General features: G+C 62.3%; 16 protein-coding genes. 10 read left to right on the forward strand and 6 right to left on the reverse strand.

Annotation, left to right across the window (positions count from 1 at the left end):
- Positions 1–270 precede the first annotated feature (270 nt).
- Both recQ and HX814_RS04690 read left to right on the forward strand, forming a co-directional pair.
- Entirely contained in the window at positions 271–2,397 is a 2,127-nt protein-coding gene (gene recQ / locus HX814_RS04685; RefSeq protein WP_004371161.1) for a DNA helicase RecQ, read from the forward strand.
- Positions 2,398–2,518: 121 nt separating this feature from the next.
- A complete protein-coding gene (locus HX814_RS04690) occupies positions 2,519–2,953 on the forward strand; it encodes a MarR family transcriptional regulator (protein ID WP_004371158.1) in 435 nt (144 codons plus the stop codon).
- Positions 2,954–3,085: 132 nt separating this feature from the next.
- Here the strand turns inward: HX814_RS04690 and HX814_RS04695 are convergent, their stop codons facing one another.
- Positions 3,086–5,275 carry a patatin-like phospholipase family protein gene (locus HX814_RS04695; protein WP_003214625.1) on the reverse strand — a complete coding sequence of 730 codons (2,190 nt, stop codon included), beginning with the start codon at positions 5,273–5,275 and terminating at the stop codon, positions 3,086–3,088.
- A gap of 83 nt (positions 5,276–5,358) precedes the next feature.
- On the opposite strand from HX814_RS04695, the gene HX814_RS04700 reads away from it, so the two are divergent.
- Entirely contained in the window at positions 5,359–5,646 is a 288-nt protein-coding gene (locus tag HX814_RS04700; RefSeq protein ID WP_003214624.1) for a SelT/SelW/SelH family protein, read from the forward strand.
- Here the strand turns inward: HX814_RS04700 and HX814_RS04705 are convergent.
- Both HX814_RS04705 and HX814_RS04710 read right to left on the reverse strand, forming a co-directional pair.
- Positions 5,640–6,530, reverse strand: coding sequence for a DMT family transporter (locus tag HX814_RS04705; RefSeq protein ID WP_003214622.1), 891 nt, complete (start codon positions 6,528–6,530; stop codon positions 5,640–5,642). The two genes, HX814_RS04700 and HX814_RS04705, sit on opposite strands and share 7 nt — an antisense overlap.
- Before the next feature lie 154 nt (positions 6,531–6,684).
- Positions 6,685–7,476 (reverse strand): AraC family transcriptional regulator, encoded by a 792-nt coding sequence (locus tag HX814_RS04710; RefSeq protein WP_102606513.1) that lies wholly within the window; start codon positions 7,474–7,476, stop codon positions 6,685–6,687.
- A 133-nt stretch (positions 7,477–7,609) separates the two neighbouring features.
- On the opposite strand from HX814_RS04710, the gene HX814_RS04715 reads away from it, so the two are divergent.
- The gene (locus tag HX814_RS04715; RefSeq protein ID WP_003214618.1) at positions 7,610–8,419 is read left to right on the forward strand and encodes a UDP-2,3-diacylglucosamine diphosphatase; all 810 of its coding nucleotides are present in this window, start codon (positions 7,610–7,612) and stop codon (positions 8,417–8,419) included.
- Between the two features lie 141 nt (positions 8,420–8,560).
- On the opposite strand, the gene HX814_RS04720 is transcribed toward HX814_RS04715, so the two are convergent.
- From HX814_RS04720 to phhA, 3 genes are all read right to left on the reverse strand, one after another.
- Positions 8,561–9,757, reverse strand: coding sequence for an amino acid aminotransferase (locus HX814_RS04720; protein ID WP_177008387.1), 1,197 nt, complete (start codon positions 9,755–9,757; stop codon positions 8,561–8,563).
- Complete coding sequence (locus tag HX814_RS04725; protein ID WP_010166022.1) at positions 9,757–10,113, reverse strand: 4a-hydroxytetrahydrobiopterin dehydratase; 357 nt, start codon at positions 10,111–10,113, stop codon at positions 9,757–9,759. The genes HX814_RS04720 and HX814_RS04725 overlap by 1 nt, the downstream gene beginning before the upstream one ends.
- 104 nt (positions 10,114–10,217) lie before the next feature.
- Complete coding sequence (gene phhA / locus HX814_RS04730; RefSeq protein WP_003214615.1) at positions 10,218–11,009, reverse strand: phenylalanine 4-monooxygenase; 792 nt, start codon at positions 11,007–11,009, stop codon at positions 10,218–10,220.
- 266 nt (positions 11,010–11,275) lie between these two features.
- Here phhA and HX814_RS04735 point away from each other — a divergent pair, with 266 nt between their 5' ends.
- From HX814_RS04735 to flgJ, 6 genes are all read left to right on the forward strand, one after another.
- Complete coding sequence (locus tag HX814_RS04735) at positions 11,276–12,841, forward strand: sigma-54-dependent transcriptional regulator (RefSeq protein WP_177008386.1); 1,566 nt, start codon at positions 11,276–11,278, stop codon at positions 12,839–12,841.
- 307 nt (positions 12,842–13,148) lie between these two features.
- Complete coding sequence (locus HX814_RS04740; protein ID WP_003214611.1) at positions 13,149–13,889, forward strand: flagellar basal body rod protein FlgF; 741 nt, start codon at positions 13,149–13,151, stop codon at positions 13,887–13,889.
- 63 nt (positions 13,890–13,952) lie between these two features.
- Positions 13,953–14,738, forward strand: coding sequence for a flagellar basal-body rod protein FlgG (gene flgG, locus HX814_RS04745; RefSeq protein ID WP_003214609.1), 786 nt, complete (start codon positions 13,953–13,955; stop codon positions 14,736–14,738).
- A 53-nt stretch (positions 14,739–14,791) separates the two neighbouring features.
- The gene (gene flgH / locus HX814_RS04750) at positions 14,792–15,487 is read left to right on the forward strand and encodes a flagellar basal body L-ring protein FlgH (protein ID WP_003214607.1); all 696 of its coding nucleotides are present in this window, start codon (positions 14,792–14,794) and stop codon (positions 15,485–15,487) included.
- Between the two features lie 27 nt (positions 15,488–15,514).
- Positions 15,515–16,603, forward strand: a complete 1,089-nt coding sequence (locus HX814_RS04755) for a flagellar basal body P-ring protein FlgI (RefSeq protein ID WP_032899355.1) — start codon at positions 15,515–15,517, stop codon at positions 16,601–16,603.
- A 4-nt stretch (positions 16,604–16,607) separates the two neighbouring features.
- Entirely contained in the window at positions 16,608–17,870 is a 1,263-nt protein-coding gene (flgJ, locus tag HX814_RS04760; RefSeq protein ID WP_102604681.1) for a flagellar assembly peptidoglycan hydrolase FlgJ, read from the forward strand.
- Positions 17,871–17,876 lie beyond the last annotated feature (6 nt).

The following is a 17,876-nucleotide window of genomic DNA, read 5'->3' on the forward strand; positions in this document are numbered from 1 at the left end:
ACTACCTTGGGAATAAACGATGGGCAATTCTAGGCTTTCTTGAGCTGCCAGGCCAGCCGCAGCACAGATTTGAGAGGTATTTGAGCCCGGCGGCAATTCACCAACGGCACCCTTTGCCGGGTAACGCTCGGGTATACTGCCGCGTTTTGTGATGCCCCTGCAGGCCAAGCGCCAGTCGCGGGAAAAGTTCGCTTACGGATTATTTCCCGCTCAAGCGTGCTTTTTCGACCAGCCTGTACAGAGGGATTTCGGCGATATTTGGAGTTTTTCATGCTCGAGCAGGCTCAACGCGTCCTCAAGGACATCTTCGGCTACGACAGTTTTCGTGGCCGCCAGGGTGCGATCATTGAGCGCGTGGCCAACGGCGGTGACGCCCTGGTGCTGATGCCTACCGGCGGCGGCAAGTCGCTGTGCTTCCAGGTACCGGCACTCCTGCGGGAAGGGCTTGCGGTGGTGGTGTCGCCGTTGATCGCCCTGATGGACGACCAGGTGGCCACCCTTGAAGAGCTCGGCGTGGCGGCCGCTTCGCTGAACTCCACCCTCAGCGCCGAACAGCAGCGTGACCTCGCCGCCCGGATCAAGCGCGGCGAAGTGAAGATGCTTTACCTCGCCCCCGAGCGCCTGGTGCAGCCACGGATGCTGGCGTTCCTGCAGAGCCTGGAAATCGCCCTGTTCGCCATCGACGAAGCCCACTGTGTGTCCCAATGGGGCCACGATTTCCGTCGTGAATACCTGCAACTGGGCCAACTGGCGGAACTGTTCCCCAACGTCCCGCGCATCGCCCTGACCGCCACCGCCGACAAACGGACCCGCGAAGAAATCGTCGAGCGCCTGCACCTGCAGAACGCCGAGCGCTTCCTCTCGAGCTTCGACCGGCCGAATATCTTTTACCGCATTGTGCCCAAGGAACAGCCGCGCAAGCAGTTGCTGGCGTTCCTCTCCGATCGGCGCAGCGACGCCGGCATTGTCTATTGCCTGTCGCGCAAGAAGGTCGATGAGGTCGCCGCATTCCTCAGTGAACAAGGCTACCCGGCACTGCCGTATCACGCGGGTTTGCCCAACGAACTGCGGGCCTACCACCAGAAGCGCTTCCTCAACGAGGAAGGCCTGATCATGGTCGCCACCATCGCGTTCGGCATGGGCATCGACAAATCCAACGTGCGCTTCGTGGCCCACATGGATTTGCCCAAATCCCTTGAGGCGTACTACCAGGAAACCGGGCGTGCCGGCCGTGACGGCCTGCCGGCGGATGCGTGGATGGTCTACGGCCTGCAAGACGTGGTGATGCTCAAGCAGATGCTGCAGAACTCCGAAGGCGACGAGCGCCACAAGCGCCTGGAACAGCACAAGCTCGACGCGATGCTGTCGCTGTGTGAAGAAACCCGCTGCCGTCGCCAGACCTTGCTCGCCTACTTCGACGAAGACATGCCCAAGCCCTGCGGCCACTGCGACAACTGCGTGGACGGCGTGCAGACCTGGGACGCCACCGAGCCGGCGCGCCAGGCGTTGTCGGCGATCTACCGCACCGGTCAGCGCTATGGCGTCGGCCACCTGGTGGACGTGTTGCTGGGCAAGGACAATGAAAAGATTCGCAGCTTCGGCCACGAAAAACTCTCGGTCTACGGTGTGGGCAAGGCTCGCGCCGAAGGCGAGTGGCGCTCGCTGTTCCGGCAGATGGTCGCCCGTGGCCTGGTGGACATCGACCTGGAAGGCTACGGCGGCCTGCGCCTGAACGACAGTTGCCGGCCGCTGCTCAAGGGCGAAGTCAGCCTGGAGCTGCGCCGCGACCTCAAGCCGCAAACCACCGCCAAGAGCAGCACCAGCCAGGCCAGCCAACTGGTGCGTTTCGAAGAGCGCGAACAGTGGGAAGCCCTGCGCGCGCTGCGTAAGAAGTTGGCGCAGGAACACAGCGTGCCGCCTTACGTCATCTTCCCGGACTCCACCTTGCTGGAAATGCTCCGCGACCATCCCACTACCCTCGGCGAGATGGCCAGGGTCAGCGGCGTCGGTGCGCGCAAGCTGGAGCGTTATGGCCAGGCCTTCCTCGAAGTGCTCGGCGGCCAGGTCGAGGCGCCGAAAGAGGTCGCCGACATCCGCCACGAGTTGATCAGCCTCGCCCGTGCCGGCATGACCCCGATCCAGATTGCCGGGCAGCTGCAGTGCTCGGAAAAGAACGTCTACACCTTGCTCGCCGAGTCCATTGGCAAGCAGCAATTGTCGTTGGAGCAGGCCCTTGATCTGCCGGAAGATTTGCTCGGTGAAATCCAGGATGCATTTCTGGACGGAGAAGGCGAATTGCCACCCGTTTCCGAGATTGCGCCGCTGTTTACCGGCCGCGTTCCCGAGGGCGTTTTGTACTGCGTAAGGGCCGCTTTGCAGTCGGAATTCGAGATTTGATGTGCCAATTACGACAATGTAACGAATCAGTACATACCGGGTCTTGCCTACTGGCATGGGTCATGCTTAGCTGACTAATAATTAGCCACACTTTATTTTCAGTCTAATCCATGAGTTTTTTATGCCGTTAACCGATCAACACCGTTTTGGCATGCAGTTGGCGCATATGTCCCGAGGATGGCGTGCCGAGCTGGATCGCCGCTTGGCAGGTTTGGGACTGTCCCAGGCACGCTGGCTGGTGCTGCTGCACCTGGCCCGTTTTACCGAACCGCCTACCCAGCGTGAGCTGGCGCAGAGCGTCGGGGTAGAGGGGCCCACCTTGGCCCGTTTGCTCGACAGCCTGGAAAGCCAGGGCCTGGTGCAACGCCAGGCCGTGGTGGAAGACCGCCGCGCCAAGCGCATTGTGCTGTGCGACACCGCGAAGCCGCTGATCGAGCAGATCGAGACCATCGCCACGGCCTTGCGCCATGAGCTGTTTGTGGGTGTCGATGAAGAGGATCTGCGGGTGTGCATGCGGGTGCATGAACACATCCTCGGAAATCTCGAGAAGTCCTGATCCCAAGTACACAGAAGATCAAAAATGTGGGAGCGGGCTTGCTCGCGAAGGCGGAGTGTCAGTGAATACATGTGCTGACTGACACACCGCCTTCGCGAGCAAGCCCGCTCCCACATGGGTTTTGCGGCGTAGTTAGAAGGTTTGCCCCAGGTTCAGGTACACCGCCTGCTGACTGTCATCGTTAAACCCATAACTGAAATTCAACGGCCCCAGCGGCGTATCAAACCCCAGGAAAATACTGGCGGCGTTGATGTACCCGCTGTCGTATTCATTGTCGTTGTTCCAAGCCCGCCCTCGCTCCAGTGATGCGCCCAGGTACAACGGGAAATCCAGCGGCAAATAAGACCGCGGCGTCAGCCGGCGATAGTAGACCGCGCGCATCAGGCTGATGTTCTGCCCGGCAATCGCATCCTCCCGGAAGCCCGACAGCTGCCGCGCGCCCCCCAGCAGGAAGCTGGAAATCACCACGTCCGACTTATCCAGGGTGCGCCCATACCGCCCGCCGAGGATCAGTGTGTCCGGCCCGCTGCTCATGGCTTTGTCCAGCTTGAACTCCCACTGGCGATAGCGCTGGTCCGAACCCAGCCCCGGTTCGAACTCCCGGAAGGCCAGGCCAATGTCTTCGCCGGTATGGGGGAAGTACACGTTGTCGAACGAGTCGAAGGAGTACTTCAGCTCATAGAAACCCTCGCTGAAGTTGATGCTCGGTGAATTCCGGTCGCCAATGCGCACATCCGCCTTGCCCCAGGCCTCGCCGACGCCGAAACGAATCTCGCCGCTGTTGCCGATCTGCCGGCCCACGTTCAGGCCGAAGCCGTAGCGTTCCAGGCGGTATTCGGAGATCGGGTTATTGTCTTCAATCAGTTCGACGTTCTGTGCCTGGGCACTGATATAGGGCGCGACGAAGTAGCGTGAACCGGTGTCCATCGGCTGATAGAACTCGCTGTACAGCTCCTGCTTGTCCCCGATCTGCACCCGCGTCAGCCATTCGGCGCCGAGGCGGTTGATGCCGTTCATGCGGTAGCTGGCGCCGAGGTTGAAGGCGCTGTCGCCGCGCATGTCATCCGACAGGTTCAGGCCCAGGCGCAGGTAGTCGGTGCCGCTGCGTTTGCCCCGGGCGCTGATGACCAGGGTGTTGTCCTTGCCCTTTTTCACCACGCGGTATTGCACCTGTTCGAAGTAATCCAGGCCGTACAGAGTGCCCATGTCGGTTTGCAGGCGGGCCAGGTCCAGGGGCTCGCCGAGGTTCTGGCGGATGTAGTAGCGGATCACCTCGTCGCCCACCTTGGAGTCGTTCTCCACCTTGATCGCGGTGATCACCGGGTTGCGCTCGCCGGGCGTTCGCGCGGCCACCAGCGACGGGTCCACCGGTTCGGCCGGGCGCAGGTGCGCCAGGCGCACGTCGAGTGCGCGGGTGGCGCGGTAGCCTGCGTCGATCATGTCCTTGGCGCGCCCGAAATCTGTCACCCCGTAGGCGGCCAGGGGCGGCTGGATCAGCACGTCGCGGGGCGCCAAGGCCTTGAGTTGTTCTTCGGAATTGCGCCGGGTCATCAGGGTGATGGACTGGTTGAGCACGTCCACCACGGTGTTGAGTTGCTTGCGTGAGCGCAGCGGGGTGCCGATGTCGACGACGATGGCGATGTCGACCCCCATTTCCCGCGCCACATCCAGCGGGATGTTATCGGTCATGCCGCCATCCACCAGCAGCCGGCCATCCAGCTCCACCGGGGCAAACACCGCCGGGATCGACATGCTGGCGCGGATCACCTGGGGCAGGTGGCCTTTGCGGAACACCACTTTTTCACCACTGGTGATGTCGGTGGCCACGGCGCGGAAGGGGATCGGCAGCTTGTCGAAATCCCGCACGTTACTGGTGTGGGCGAACATGCTTTCCAGCAGCAAGGCCAGGTTCTGACCCTGGATCACCCCCAGTGGCAGGCCGAGGCTGCCGTCGTCGCGGAAGCTGAGTTTCTGTTTGACCAGGAAATCCCGGTCATCCTGCTTGCGCCGGAATGGCACGTCTTCCCGCGGTGGCGCGTCAGACAGGGCGAGCTTCCAGTCGATGTTCAGCGCGAGTTTTTCCAGCTCGTCGATCTTGTAGCCCGAGGCATACAGCCCGCCGATCACTGCACCCATGCTGGTGCCGGCAATCGCATCGATGTGGATGCCCTGTTCTTCCAGGGCCTTGAGCACGCCAATGTGCGCCAGGCCACGGGCGGCGCCGCCGGAGAGCACCAGGCCGATCTTCGGGCGCGGATTTTCGACGGCTTGGACGAGGACAGGGAACAGGCACAGCAACAGGCAGGACAACAGGCGGCGCATCATCAATCTCAAGGCAGGACGATAAAGGCCGGTATTATAGCCACTCGATCCTTTCAACCCGCCAAGCAGGAGCCAGTCAATTCATGTCAGCGGCCAAGCCCGAGATTGTCATCACCTATTGCACCCAGTGTCAGTGGCTGCTGCGCGCCGCCTGGCTGGCCCAGGAATTGCTGAGCACGTTCGCCGATGACCTCGGCAAAGTGGCCCTGGAGCCGGCCACCGGCGGTGCGTTTCGGATTACCTGCGACGGTGTGCAGATCTGGGAACGCAAGGCCGACGGTGGCTTCCCGGAAGCCAAGGTGCTCAAGCAAAGAGTGCGCGACCAGATCGACCCGCAACGGGACCTGGGGCATAACGACCGTACTCAGTGAACCTCGGCCGTGGTGGCCGGCTGCTTGGCCGGTTTGGCGCCGCCCATCAGCCCGGACACCACGATGGCCACGATGATCAGCGCGCCGCCCATCAGCATGCGCAGGGTCGGCGTTTCAGCAAACAGCAGCCAGGCCGCGGTGATGCCGTACACCGGCTCCATGGCAAACACCACCGCCGCCGTGCGCGCCTTGAGCACCGCGAGGCTGGCGACAAACAGGCTATGGGCCAGGCCGGTGCAGAACACCCCGAGCAGGCCGATCCACAGCCAGTCCAGTGGCCGCACTTCGGCCAGCCCGGGCGCGGCGACGGGCAACAGGCACAGCGCTACCACCACGTTCTGGCACAAGGCGGCCTGCACCGGCGGGATGCGCCCACTGGCGCGGTTGTTCAGCGACAGCAGCGAGAACAACAACCCGGAGCCGACCGCCCACAACAAGCCGCTGGTGGCCTGGCTGGCGAGATTGAAATCCGGCGTGACCAGCACCAGCCCGATGCTCACCAGCACCACCAGCAGGATCTCGTTGGCGCGAATCCGCTCGCGGAAAATCAAGCCTTCGAGAATCACCGTGAACGCCGGGAAGGTGGCGAAGCCCAGGGTGGCGATGGCCACACCGGCGACCTTTACCGCAATAAAGAAACTCACCCAATGCCCGGCCAGCAGCAGGCCGCTGACCAGCAGGCGGCGCCAGTCGCGGGCTTGCAGCTTCTGCCAGGGCGTGTTGCTGGCAAAGCGCGCAAAGATCGCCAGGGCAATGACCGCGAACGCGGCGCGGCCGAACACGATAATCGCCGGCGAAGCGGCCGCCAGTTTGCCGAACACACCAGTGAGGCCAAACATCAATGCGCCGATATGCAGGGCGCCGAGGGCTGTGCGGGGAGTCATTGCGATCCTTAAACGACGGGTTTACAGGATCGCAGTCTAGAGGGTTGCAGGCATTCGCGTCTGTCGTTGGGCTCGCGGCTTTTGTCGCAGGGCTCTTGCTTGGTGAAGATCCCTGTGGGAGCTGGCTTGCCTGCGATGCAGACAACTCGGTCGTTCAGATAGCGCGCGGTGATGCTATCGCAGGCAAGCCAGCTCCCACACCGGGCGGTGCTCGTCTGAAGGCTCGGGGCGAGAGGCCAAACTCGCGCAACATCGCCGCAGCAAATGCACTTTGCGAACCATAGCCCACCCGCGCGGCAATCTCGCCGATCGGCAGCTGGCTGTCGCGCAACAGGCCGCGGGCCATCTGCAAGCGCCGGGTGCGGATGTAGTCCATCGGCGTCTGCCCGCTTTCCGCGATAAACCGTGCATGCAGGCGGGCGACGGACAGGTCGGCGAGCTTCGCCAGGTCCGCCACTTGCAGTGGGTGCGCGGCGTGCCGCTGGATATGCGCATCGAACGCGGCATAGGGCAGGCGCTTGCCCACCGGCGGCTGCGCAAGGTTGAGGCTGGCCAGCAGCAATACGGCGCCTTGCTGGGCGATCAGCGGATCGTCCACCGGGCTGCTCGCCAGCCATTGCACCAGTTGGCTTTGGCGATTGTCGAGGGTCAGGTGTGCGCACCGGTCGAGCAAGCGGCGGCTGGCGTCGGCATGCTCGCCCAGGGACTGCGCCAGCCAGTGCTCATCGGGCACGTCCAGCACCAGGCAGCGGCTGCCATCGCGACTGCGGCACGCGTGATGGGCGGAGTAGGGCAGCACCATCACACTGCTGTGCTGCACCTGGCCGCCCCGGCCATCCACCTCGAAGTCCAGGTGCCCGGACAGGCCAAACACCAGCTGTGCATGGTCGTGGCTATGGGCGATAGGCGCATCGGGGTAGTGGCGTAGCGTGAGGTTGGGTCTCATCGCAGTCTCCTGGGCAGGCCCGCAGTTTACATCGCTTCGCCGCCTGTGGGCGCTGTCATCAGACTGACGCAACACCGTCATGGGCTATTAATCCCATGGGCGCAAGCTCGCGAAAACACCGTGAGGCATGCCCATGACCAGCGCCGAACTCGCCAAACCCAGCCGCAAGCAACGCGTGCGTACCCTGTGGATTTCCGACGTGCATTTGGGCACTCGGGATTGCCAGGCCGAACACCTCTCGCATTTCCTCAAGGGCTACCACGCCGACAAGGTCTACCTGGTGGGCGACATCATCGACGGCTGGAAGCTGCGCAGCGGCATGTATTGGCCCCAGGCCCATACCAACGTGATCCGCCGCCTGCTGACCATGAGCAAGCGCGGCACCGAGGTGATCTACGTCACCGGCAACCACGATGAATTCCTGCGGCGTTATTCGAAGCTGATCCTTGGCAATATCCAGTTGGTGGACGAAGCGGTGCACGTGACTGCCGATGGTCGGCATTTGCTGGTGATCCATGGCGACCAGTTCGACGTGATCACCCGGTACCACCGCTGGCTGGCGTTCCTCGGCGATTCGGCCTACGAATTCACCCTCACGCTCAACCGCTGGTTGAACCACTGGCGGGCGCGCTATGGCTACGGCTATTGGTCGTTGTCGGCGTACCTCAAGCACAAGGTCAAGACGGCGGTGAGCTTTATCAGTGATTTTGAAGAAGCGATCGCCCACGAAGTGACCAAGCGCGAGCTGCATGGCGTGGTGTGCGGGCACATCCACCATGCGGAGATTCGCAAGGTGGGCGAGGTGGACTACCTCAATTGCGGGGATTGGGTGGAGTCGTGCACAGCGCTGATCGAACACTGGGACGGGCATATCGAGCTGTATCGATTGGCGGATGCCCAGGCGAAAGAGGCGCAACTAAAGGCCGAAATGGTCGCGGGCTAAGCCTCAAACCCACAGACTCACTCGGTCTAAATGTGGGAGCGGGCTTGCTCGCGAATGCGGTGGGTCAGTCACCAGATAATTCGACTGACCCACCGCCTTCGCGAGCAAGCCCGCTCCCACATTTGGAGCCGGTTTCTTCAGTCAGGTGTGGGAAACATCCGCGATCGCTTCTGCCAACAACGTCAACCGCGTCGCATCAATCCCCGCCACGTTCGCACGCCCGGAATTGACCATATACACGCTGTGCTTGTCCCGCAGTTGTTTCACCTGTTCCGCACTCAACCCGGTATAGGAAAACATCCCGCGTTGCGCCGCGATGTGCGCAAACCGCTCCGACAACCCATGGGGCGCCAACGCCTCCACCAGCCCGGAACGCAGCTGCGCAATCCGCGCCCGCATCGCTTCCACTTCCTCGGCCCACTGCTTTTTCAGCCCGGCGTCACCGAGAATCGTCGCCACCACAGCAGCACCATGGTCCGGCGGCGTCGACCACAAGTTACGCGCAATGAACGCCAGCTGGCTGCGCACATCCGTCAGTTTCTCGGCGTCCGCCGCGCACACAATCAACGCGCCGACACGGTCGCTGTACAAGCCGAAGTTCTTCGAGCAGGAACTGGTGATCAGTACTTCAGGCAGCTCAGCCGCGAACAGCCGCACGGCCCATGCATCCTGTTCCAGGCCATCGCCAAAACCCTGATACGCAAAGTCGATCAGCGGCAGCAACTGACGTTCCTGGACGATCTTCAGCACCTGGCGCCAGTCATCGTGGGACAGGTCGAAACCGGTCGGGTTGTGGCAGCAGGCGTGCAGCAGCACCACATCGCCCTCAGGCACCGTCGACAGGGTGGCCAGCATTGCCGCTACGTCCAGACGATTGTCGCTGCCCACGTACGGGTAATGGCTGACCTTGAGCCCGGCCTTGGCGAAGATGGTTTCGTGGATCGGCCAGGTCGGGTTGCTCAGCCATACGCCACGGCCGGGCAGGCTGTGGGCGATAAAGTCGGCGCTCAGGCGCAGCGCGCCGGTGCCGCCAGGCGTCTGGGTGGCGCCGGCGCGGCGTTCACTCAGCAGCGGCGAACCAGCGCCCAGCACCAGCTCGCTGATCAGCTTGCCGAACGCGGCATTGCCATGGCCGCCGATGTAGGTCTTGGTGGTTTGTTGCTCCACCAGGCGCTGCTCGGCCAGTTTCACCGAATGCGGGATCGGCGTCAGGCCCTGGTCGTCCTTGTACACGCCCACGCCGAGGTCGAACTTGAGCGGGTTCGGGTCCTGGGCATGCAGCTCCATCAGCCCGAGGATCGGGTCTCCGGGCACCCGGCCAATTGCGTCGAAATGCATTACTTGCGGCCCTCGGCATCCTTGGCCACTTCGTCGGTGCGCGCGGCCATGATGAAGTCGTTGCGGTGCAGGCCCTTGATGGAGTGGCTCCACCAGGTCACGGTGACTTTGCCCCATTCGGTGAGCAGGCCCGGGTGATGGCCTTCAGCTTCGGAGATCGCGCCCACGGCGTTGGTGAAGGCCAGGGCGAATTTGAAATTCTTGAACAGGAAGACCTTTTCCAGCTGCATCACGCCATCGCGTACTTCGATGTTCCAGTCGGGGATCTGCTTGATCAGCACCGGCAACTCTTCGTCGCTGACTTGCGGGGCGTCGGCGCGGCAGGCTTCGCAGTGGGCTTGGTTCAACGTGGTCATGTGGGTATTCCTGAAATCGAGTATTTGGAAACGGTCGTCAGTAGCGTCACCCTAAAGCAACGCGGGGCCAGGGAACAGACTCACCTGGCCCTAAAAGCCGCAGTTCAAGCCGCTTTTGGCTTGGGCGGGAACTTCGGTGCGTGCAGCCCCAGCTGCATCCCGCGTTCGACCATGCCCATGATGTCTTCCTGCGCCACTTCGAACAGGCGCTTGAGGTTGGGCAGGGCGAAGTACACGGGTTGCAGGATGTCGATGCGATACGGCGTGCGCATCGCTTCGAGCGGGTCGAAGGCTTGATGCTCGGGCACGTCCGAGAGGCAGTACACGGTCTCCTTGGGCGAAGACAGGATGCCGCCACCGTAGATGCGCCGGCCTTCGGGCGTGTCCACCAGGCCGAACTCGATGGTCATCCAGTACAGGCGCGCCAGGTACACGCGCTGTTCCTTGGTGGCGGCCAGGCCGAGCTTGCCGTAGGTGTGGGTGAATTCCGCGAACCAGGGGTTGGTCAGCAGTGGGCAATGGCCGAAGATCTCGTGAAAAATGTCCGGTTCCTGCAGGTAATCCAGCTCTTCACGGGTACGAATAAACGTCGCCACCGGAAACTGCTTGTTGGCGAGCAATTCGAAAAAAGTCTGGAAGGGGATCAGCGCCGGCACCCGGGCGACTTGCCAGCCCGTGGTCTCGGCCAGCACTTTGTTGACTTCCGCCAGCTGTGGAATGCGGTCGTGGGGCAGGCCGAGCTTGTCGATGCCGTCCAGGTATTCCTGGCAGGCGCGGCCCTCGATCACTTTCAGTTGGCGCGTGATCAGGGTGTTCCACACCGCGTGTTCTTCGGGCGGGTAGTCGATAAAACCGTTCGCGTCGGGCTCGCGGGCCACGTACTGCGTCTGCTTCATACTGCTCTCCTGCTAGGCATTCGTTCTTGTTATGTCCTGGGATGAGCCTATTGATACGCCGCCTGGGCCAGGAAGCCATCCTCCTGCGCCATGCTTTTGTAGGAAAAGTTACTGAGATTCGTAAAGTTTTCGTTACGGCTGGGGCAATTCGTTCTCCCTGTGGCGTATTTTGGGTGTGAATCGCCTCGCAGCTGTCACATAATCTTGACGATTATCTGCGGCCGGCGGCAAAAAGACGCAGCGACTCCACCTCTTCGGGCCTTCTCATGCGTATCAAAGTGCATTGCCAGAACCGCATCGGCATCCTGCGGGACATCCTCAACCTGCTGGTGGAGTACGGCGTGAACGTTGCCAAGGGCGAGGTCGGTGGCGAGCACGGCAACTCCATTTACCTCTATTGCCCGAACCTGGTGAACCTGCAGTTCCAGGCATTGCGCCCGCAGTTCGAGGCGATTGCCGGGGTATTTGGCGTCAAGCGGGTAGGGCTGATGCCCAGCGAGCGTCGGCATATGGAGCTCAACGCGCTGCTGGGGGCGCTGGAGTTTCCGGTGCTGTCCATCGACATGGGCGGCTCCATCGTCGCGGCCAACCGCGCGGCGGCGCAGTTGCTCGGAGTACGGGTGGATGAGGTGCCGGGTATTCCGTTGTCGCGCTACGCCGAAGATTTCGATTTGCCGGAACTGGTACGGGCCAGCAAGTCTCGAATCAACGGCCTGCGGGTCAAGGTCAAGGGCGATGTATTCCTGGCCGATATTGCGCCGCTGCAATCCTCCGAGCATGACGACAGCGAAGCCATGGCCGGCGCCGTACTGACCCTGCACCGCGCCGATCGGGTGGGTGAGCGTATCTACAATGTGCGCAAGCAGGAGCTGCGCGGCTTCGACAGCATTTTCCAAAGCTCCAGGGTCATGGCCGCCGTGGTGCGTGAGGCTCGGCGCATGGCGCCGTTGGATGCGCCTCTATTAATAGAAGGCGAAACCGGCACCGGCAAAGAGTTGCTGGCCCGCGCTTGTCACCTGGCCAGCCCGCGCGGCCAGTCGCCGTTGATGGCGCTCAACTGCGCCGGTTTGCCCGAGTCCATGGCCGAGACCGAGTTGTTCGGCTATGGTCCCGGCGCCTTTGAAGGGGCGAGGGCGGAGGGCAAGTTGGGACTGCTGGAGCTGACGGCGGGCGGTACGTTGTTTCTCGACGGCGTCGGCGAAATGAGCGCGCGGTTGCAGGTGAAGTTGCTGCGCTTTCTGCAGGACGGCTGCTTTCGCCGTGTAGGCAGTGATGAAGAGGTGTACCTGGATGTGCGGGTGATCTGCGCGACCCAGGTGGACCTTTCCGAACTGTGCGCCCGGGGCGAATTTCGCCAGGACCTTTACCATCGTCTCAATGTGCTCTCGCTGCATATCCCGCCGCTACGCGAGTGCCTCGACGGTTTGCCACCGCTGGTGGAGCACTTCCTGGATCAGGCCAGCCGGCAGATCGGCTGCCCGCTGCCCAAGCTCGCACCGGCGGCGATGGAACGCCTCAGCCATTACCACTGGCCGGGGAATGTGCGGCAGTTGGAGAACGTGCTGTTCCAGGCGGTTTCGCTGTGTGAGGGCGGCACCGTCAAGGCCGAGCACATTCGCCTGCCGGACTATGGCGTGCGCCAGCCGCTGGGGGATTTTTCCCTGGAAGGCGGGTTGGAGGAGATCGTCGGGCGCTTTGAAAAGGCGGTGCTGGCGCAGTTGTATGCCGAACATCCCAGCAGCCGTCTGTTGGGCAAGCGGCTGGGCGTGTCCCACACCACCATCGCCAACAAGTTGCGCGACTACGAAGTCGTCAAAGCCGAACGCGGTTAAACCTGTGGGAGCTGGCTTGCTCGCGAATGCGGTGGGTCAGTCGAATTATCCGGTGACTGACACTCCGCATTCGCGAGCAAGCCCGCTCCCACATGGGTTCTTTGTCGGTCTTGATACCTGCACTTGCCGTTAGCGGCATAAGTCCGCCGTTTTTTCGACTCTCTTCCTACTGCCCTCAACTGCTACCTGCCGGCAAACCCCCGCCCCGCCTGGACTTTCCCTCATTTCAAAAAGTTGGTTCGCAAATTGCTTAAGCCTCATCAGTACAGCGGTGGGCGGCAAGCGTCCGTCAGAAAGAGGAAAGAGCGTGGATAAGTACCTTTACGTGGCAATGACCGGCGCCAGCCAGAATGCACTGGCGCAGAAGGCCCACGCCAACAACTTGGCGAACGTTTCCACCAATGGTTTCCAGCGTGACCTGGAACAGGCGCGCTCGATGCCGGTGTTCGGTGACAGCTTTCCGGCGCGGGCCTTTGCCTTGACCGAGCGCCCAGGCACGGACTTTTCCCCTGGCGCGATGATTGAAACCGGCCGTGACCTCGATGTGGCCGTCAGCGGTGACGGCTGGATGGCCGTGCAAAACCCGGATGGCGGCGAATCCTACGTGCGCAGCGCCAGCATGAACGTCGATGCGCTGGGCGTGCTGCGGGCCGGCAACGGTATGCCGATCATGGGCAACGGCGGCCCGATTGCCGTGCCGCCCCAGCAGCAGATCGAAGTCGGCCAGGACGGCACCATCAGCATCCGCGCCATGGGCGAAGGCCCGCGGGTGATGGCTGAAGTGGACCGGATCAAGCTGGTGCAGCCCGACCTCAAGAACATGACCAAGGGCCTCGACGGCACCATCCACACCAAGGATGGCCAGCCGGCCCAGGCCGATGCCAACGTCAAGCTGACGTCGGGCTTCCTGCAGGCGAGCAACGTGAACGCCGTCGAAGAAATGACGGCAGTCCTGGCCCTGTCCAAGCAGTTCGAATTGCACATCAAGATGATGAACAGCGCCAAAGAAGACGACCAGGCCATGACCCGCGTCCTGGCGATGAGCTGATAGCAGCCACACACTAATTTTTGTAGCGCGGCGCCATAAAACAGGCGCACGAAGGAGAAGAACATGCTTCCGGCTCTATACGTTGCCAAGACAGGCCTGTCCGCCCAGGACACCAACCTGACCACCATTTCCAACAACCTGGCCAACGTGTCGACCACGGGTTTCAAACGTGACCGCGCCGAGTTCCAGGACTTGCTCTATCAGATCAAGAAGCAGCCTGGCGCCCAGTCGACCCAGGACAGCGAATTGCCGTCGGGCCTGCAACTGGGTACCGGTGTGGCAATCGTTGGCACCCAGAAGAACTTCAGCGCCGGTAACCTGCAGCAGACCGGCCAGCCACTCGACCTGGCAGTCAACGGCAAGGGTTTCTTCCAGATCCTGCAGCCGGACGGCACCACCACCTACACCCGTGACGGTACGTTCCACCTGGACTCCAACGGCCAGGTCGTGACCGCCAATGGCTTCGCGCTGGAGCCGGCGATTGTCGTGCCGAACAACGCCCAGACTTTCACCGTCGGCAACGACGGCACCGTGTCGATCACCGTGGCCGGCAACCCGGCGTCCCAGGTGATCGGCAACCTGCAAACCGCTGACTTCATCAACCCGGCCGGCCTGCAGGCGATCGGTAACAACCTGTTCCTGGAAACCGCGTCCAGCGGCGCGCCGCAAATCGGCACCCCGGGCCTCAACGGTTTTGGTACCACCCTGCAAAGCACCCTGGAAACGTCCAACGTCAGCACCGTTGAAGAGATGGTCAACATGATCACCACTCAGCGCGCCTACGAGATGAACTCCAAGGTGATTTCCACCGCCGACCAGATGCTTTCGTTCGTAACGCAGAATCTGTAATCAAGTCTATGGGGCGCCCTTGAAGGCGCCTGCAACACCGTGAGGTATGGGTCATGAATCGCTATGTTTCTGTTCTGGCATTGAGTGGGATTGCTGTGCTCGCGGGCTGTGTCGCCCCGACGCCTAAGCCCAATGACCCGTACTATGCGCCGGTGTTGCCGCGCACGCCGTTGCCGGCGGCCGCCAACAATGGCTCGATCTACCAGGCCGGGTTCGAACAGAACCTGTACAGCGACCGCAAGGCCTTCCGGGTCGGTGACATCATCACCATCACGCTGAACGAGAAGACCCAGGCGAGCAAGAACGCCAACTCGCAGATCGGCAAGACCAGCAAGACCAGCATCGGCCTGACTTCATTGTTTGGCGGTGTACCGAACACCAACAACCCGCTGGGCAGCGGTGACCTGAGCCTGGACGCCGGCTACAGCGGCGACCGCGCCACCAACGGCAAGAGTGCGGCAGGGCAGGGCAACAGCCTGACCGGTTCGATCACCGTGACCGTGGCCGACGTGCTGCCCAACGGCATCATCGCCGTACGCGGCGAGAAGTGGATGACCCTCAACACCGGTGACGAACTGGTGCGCATTGCGGGCATGGTTCGCGCCGACGATATCTCCACCGACAACACCGTGCCGTCGACACGGATTGCCGATGCACGCATCACCTACTCGGGTACGGGTTCGTTTGCTGACGCCAGTCAGCCGGGCTGGTTTGACCGTTTCTTCCTTAGCCCGCTGTTCCCTTTCTAGGTGATCACTTTGAACTTCAAACAGCTGATGGCTGCGATGTTGCTGCTGGCCCTGAGCGCAGGCGCCCAGGCCGAGCGCTTGAAAGACATCGCGAGCATTTCCGGCGTGCGGTCCAACCAGCTGATCGGCTACGGCCTGGTGGTGGGGCTTAACGGCACCGGTGACCAGACCACCCAGACCCCGTTCACCCTGCAGACCTTCAACAACATGCTCTCGCAGTTCGGCATCAAGGTGCCGCCGGGCTCGGGCAACGTGCAGTTGAAGAACGTCGCGGCGGTGTCCATCAGCGCTGACTTGCCGCCGTTCGCCAAGCCGGGGCAGGTGGTCGATATCACCGTGTCGTCCATGGGTAACTCGAAAAGCCTGCGCGGCGGCACCTTGCTGATGACGCCGCTCAAAGGTATCGACGGCAACGTCTACGCCATTGCCCAGGGCAACCTGGTGGTGGGTGGCTTTGATGCCGAAGGCCGCGACGGTTCGAAGATCACCGTCAACGTGCCGTCGGCCGGGCGGATTCCCGGTGGTGCCTCGGTGGAGCGCACCGTGCCCAGCGGCTTCAACCAGGGCAACAGCCTGACCCTGAACCTCAACCGCTCTGACTTCACCACCGCCAAGCGCGTGGTCGACAAGATCAATGAGCTGCTCGGCCCGGGCGTGGCCCAGGCCATCGATGGCGGCTCGGTTCGTGTGACGGCACCGCTGGACCCAAGCCAGCGTGTGGACTACCTGTCCCTGCTGGAAAACCTTGAGGTTGACCCGGGCCAGGCGGTGGCGAAAGTCATCATCAACTCGCGGACCGGCACCATCGTGATTGGCCAGAACGTCAAGGTTTCGCCAGCGGCCGTGACCCACGGCAGCCTGACCGTGACCATCACCGAAGACCCGATCGTCAGCCAGCCTGGCCCGTTGTCCAACGGCCAGACTGCCGTGGTACCCCGTTCGCGGGTGAATGCCCAGCAAGAAGCCAAGCCGATGTTCAAGTTCGGCCCCGGCACCACCCTGGACGAGATTGTCCGTGCGGTGAACCAGGTGGGCGCAGCGCCCGGCGACTTGATGGCGATCCTCGAAGCATTGAAACAGGCCGGCGCCTTGCAAGCCGACCTGATCGTGATCTGACGCCATGGCCATGGACATGCGCAAGAGCGGCCTGACCAGCACGGCGGATTCGGGTTCCTATTCCGACCTCAACCGGCTTAACCAGTTGAAGGTCGGCGACAAGAACAGCGACGGCAACATGCGCAAGGTCGCGCAGGAGTTCGAGTCGCTGTTTCTCGGCGAAATGCTCAAGTCCATGCGTTCGGCCACCGAAGCCCTGGGCAAGGACAACCCGCTGAATACCCCTGCGGCCAAGCAGTACCAGGAAATGTACGATCAGCAGTTGGCGGTTTCCCTGTCTCGCGAGGGCGGTGGTATCGGCCTGGCGGACGTGCTGCTGCGCCAGATGCAGAAGAACAAACCGGTGGACGCCCAGGCGGCCACCCTGCAAGGCCCGGCTGCGCCCGCGAAGAAGGTGGATGTGCCGACTGAAATTGCCGCCGGTACCAAGGCCGATGGCCCGCTGGGCCGCAGCAATGGTCAGCGGCCATTGTGGGCATACCGCGTGGCGGTGCCTGAAGGCACCAACTCCCACGCCAACGACATGGCGCTGATGAACCAGCGACGCATCTCGTTGCCGAGCAAGCTGACGGATCGCCTGCTGGCCGGCATCGTGCCGGGTGCCGAGGCTACCACTGCCGCCAAGGCCGCGCCGCTGCGCAACAGCGCTGCCGATGATGGCGTGGTCAACAGCACCGCCCGCAGCCTTGCCGCCATACCGCCTCGCGGGCAGATGCAGGTTTACGGCCGCGCCGTCGCCCAGCCACCGCTGGCACCGGCGAAGAAAGCCTTTAGCTCGCAGGATGAATTTGTCGCCACCATGTTGCCGATGGCCAAGCAGGCCGCCGCGCGGATTGGCGTCGACCCACGCTACCTGGTGGCCCAGGCCGCCCTGGAAACCGGTTGGGGTAAATCGGTGATGCGTGCCGAGGATGGCACCAGCAGCCACAACCTGTTCGGCATCAAGGCCGGCCAGAGTTGGCAGGGCGAACAGGCCCGGGCGATCACCAGCGAGTTTCGCGATGGCGCGATGGTCAAGGAGACGGCGCAGTTCCGTTCCTACAATTCCTACCAGGACAGCTTCCATGACCTGGTCACGTTGCTGCAAAGCAATGATCGCTATAAAGAAGTTGTGAAATCAGCCGACAACCCGGAACAGTTTGTGCGCGAGTTGCAAAAAGCCGGTTATGCAACCGACCCGGATTACGCCAGCAAGATTTCGCAGATCGCAAAAACGATGAACAGCTACCAGAACTACGCTGCCGCGGGCGCTTCCACTCATTTATAAGGTCTG

Source organism: Pseudomonas sp. C8002, assembly GCF_013385765.1.
GTDB lineage: Bacteria > Pseudomonadota > Gammaproteobacteria > Pseudomonadales > Pseudomonadaceae > Aquipseudomonas.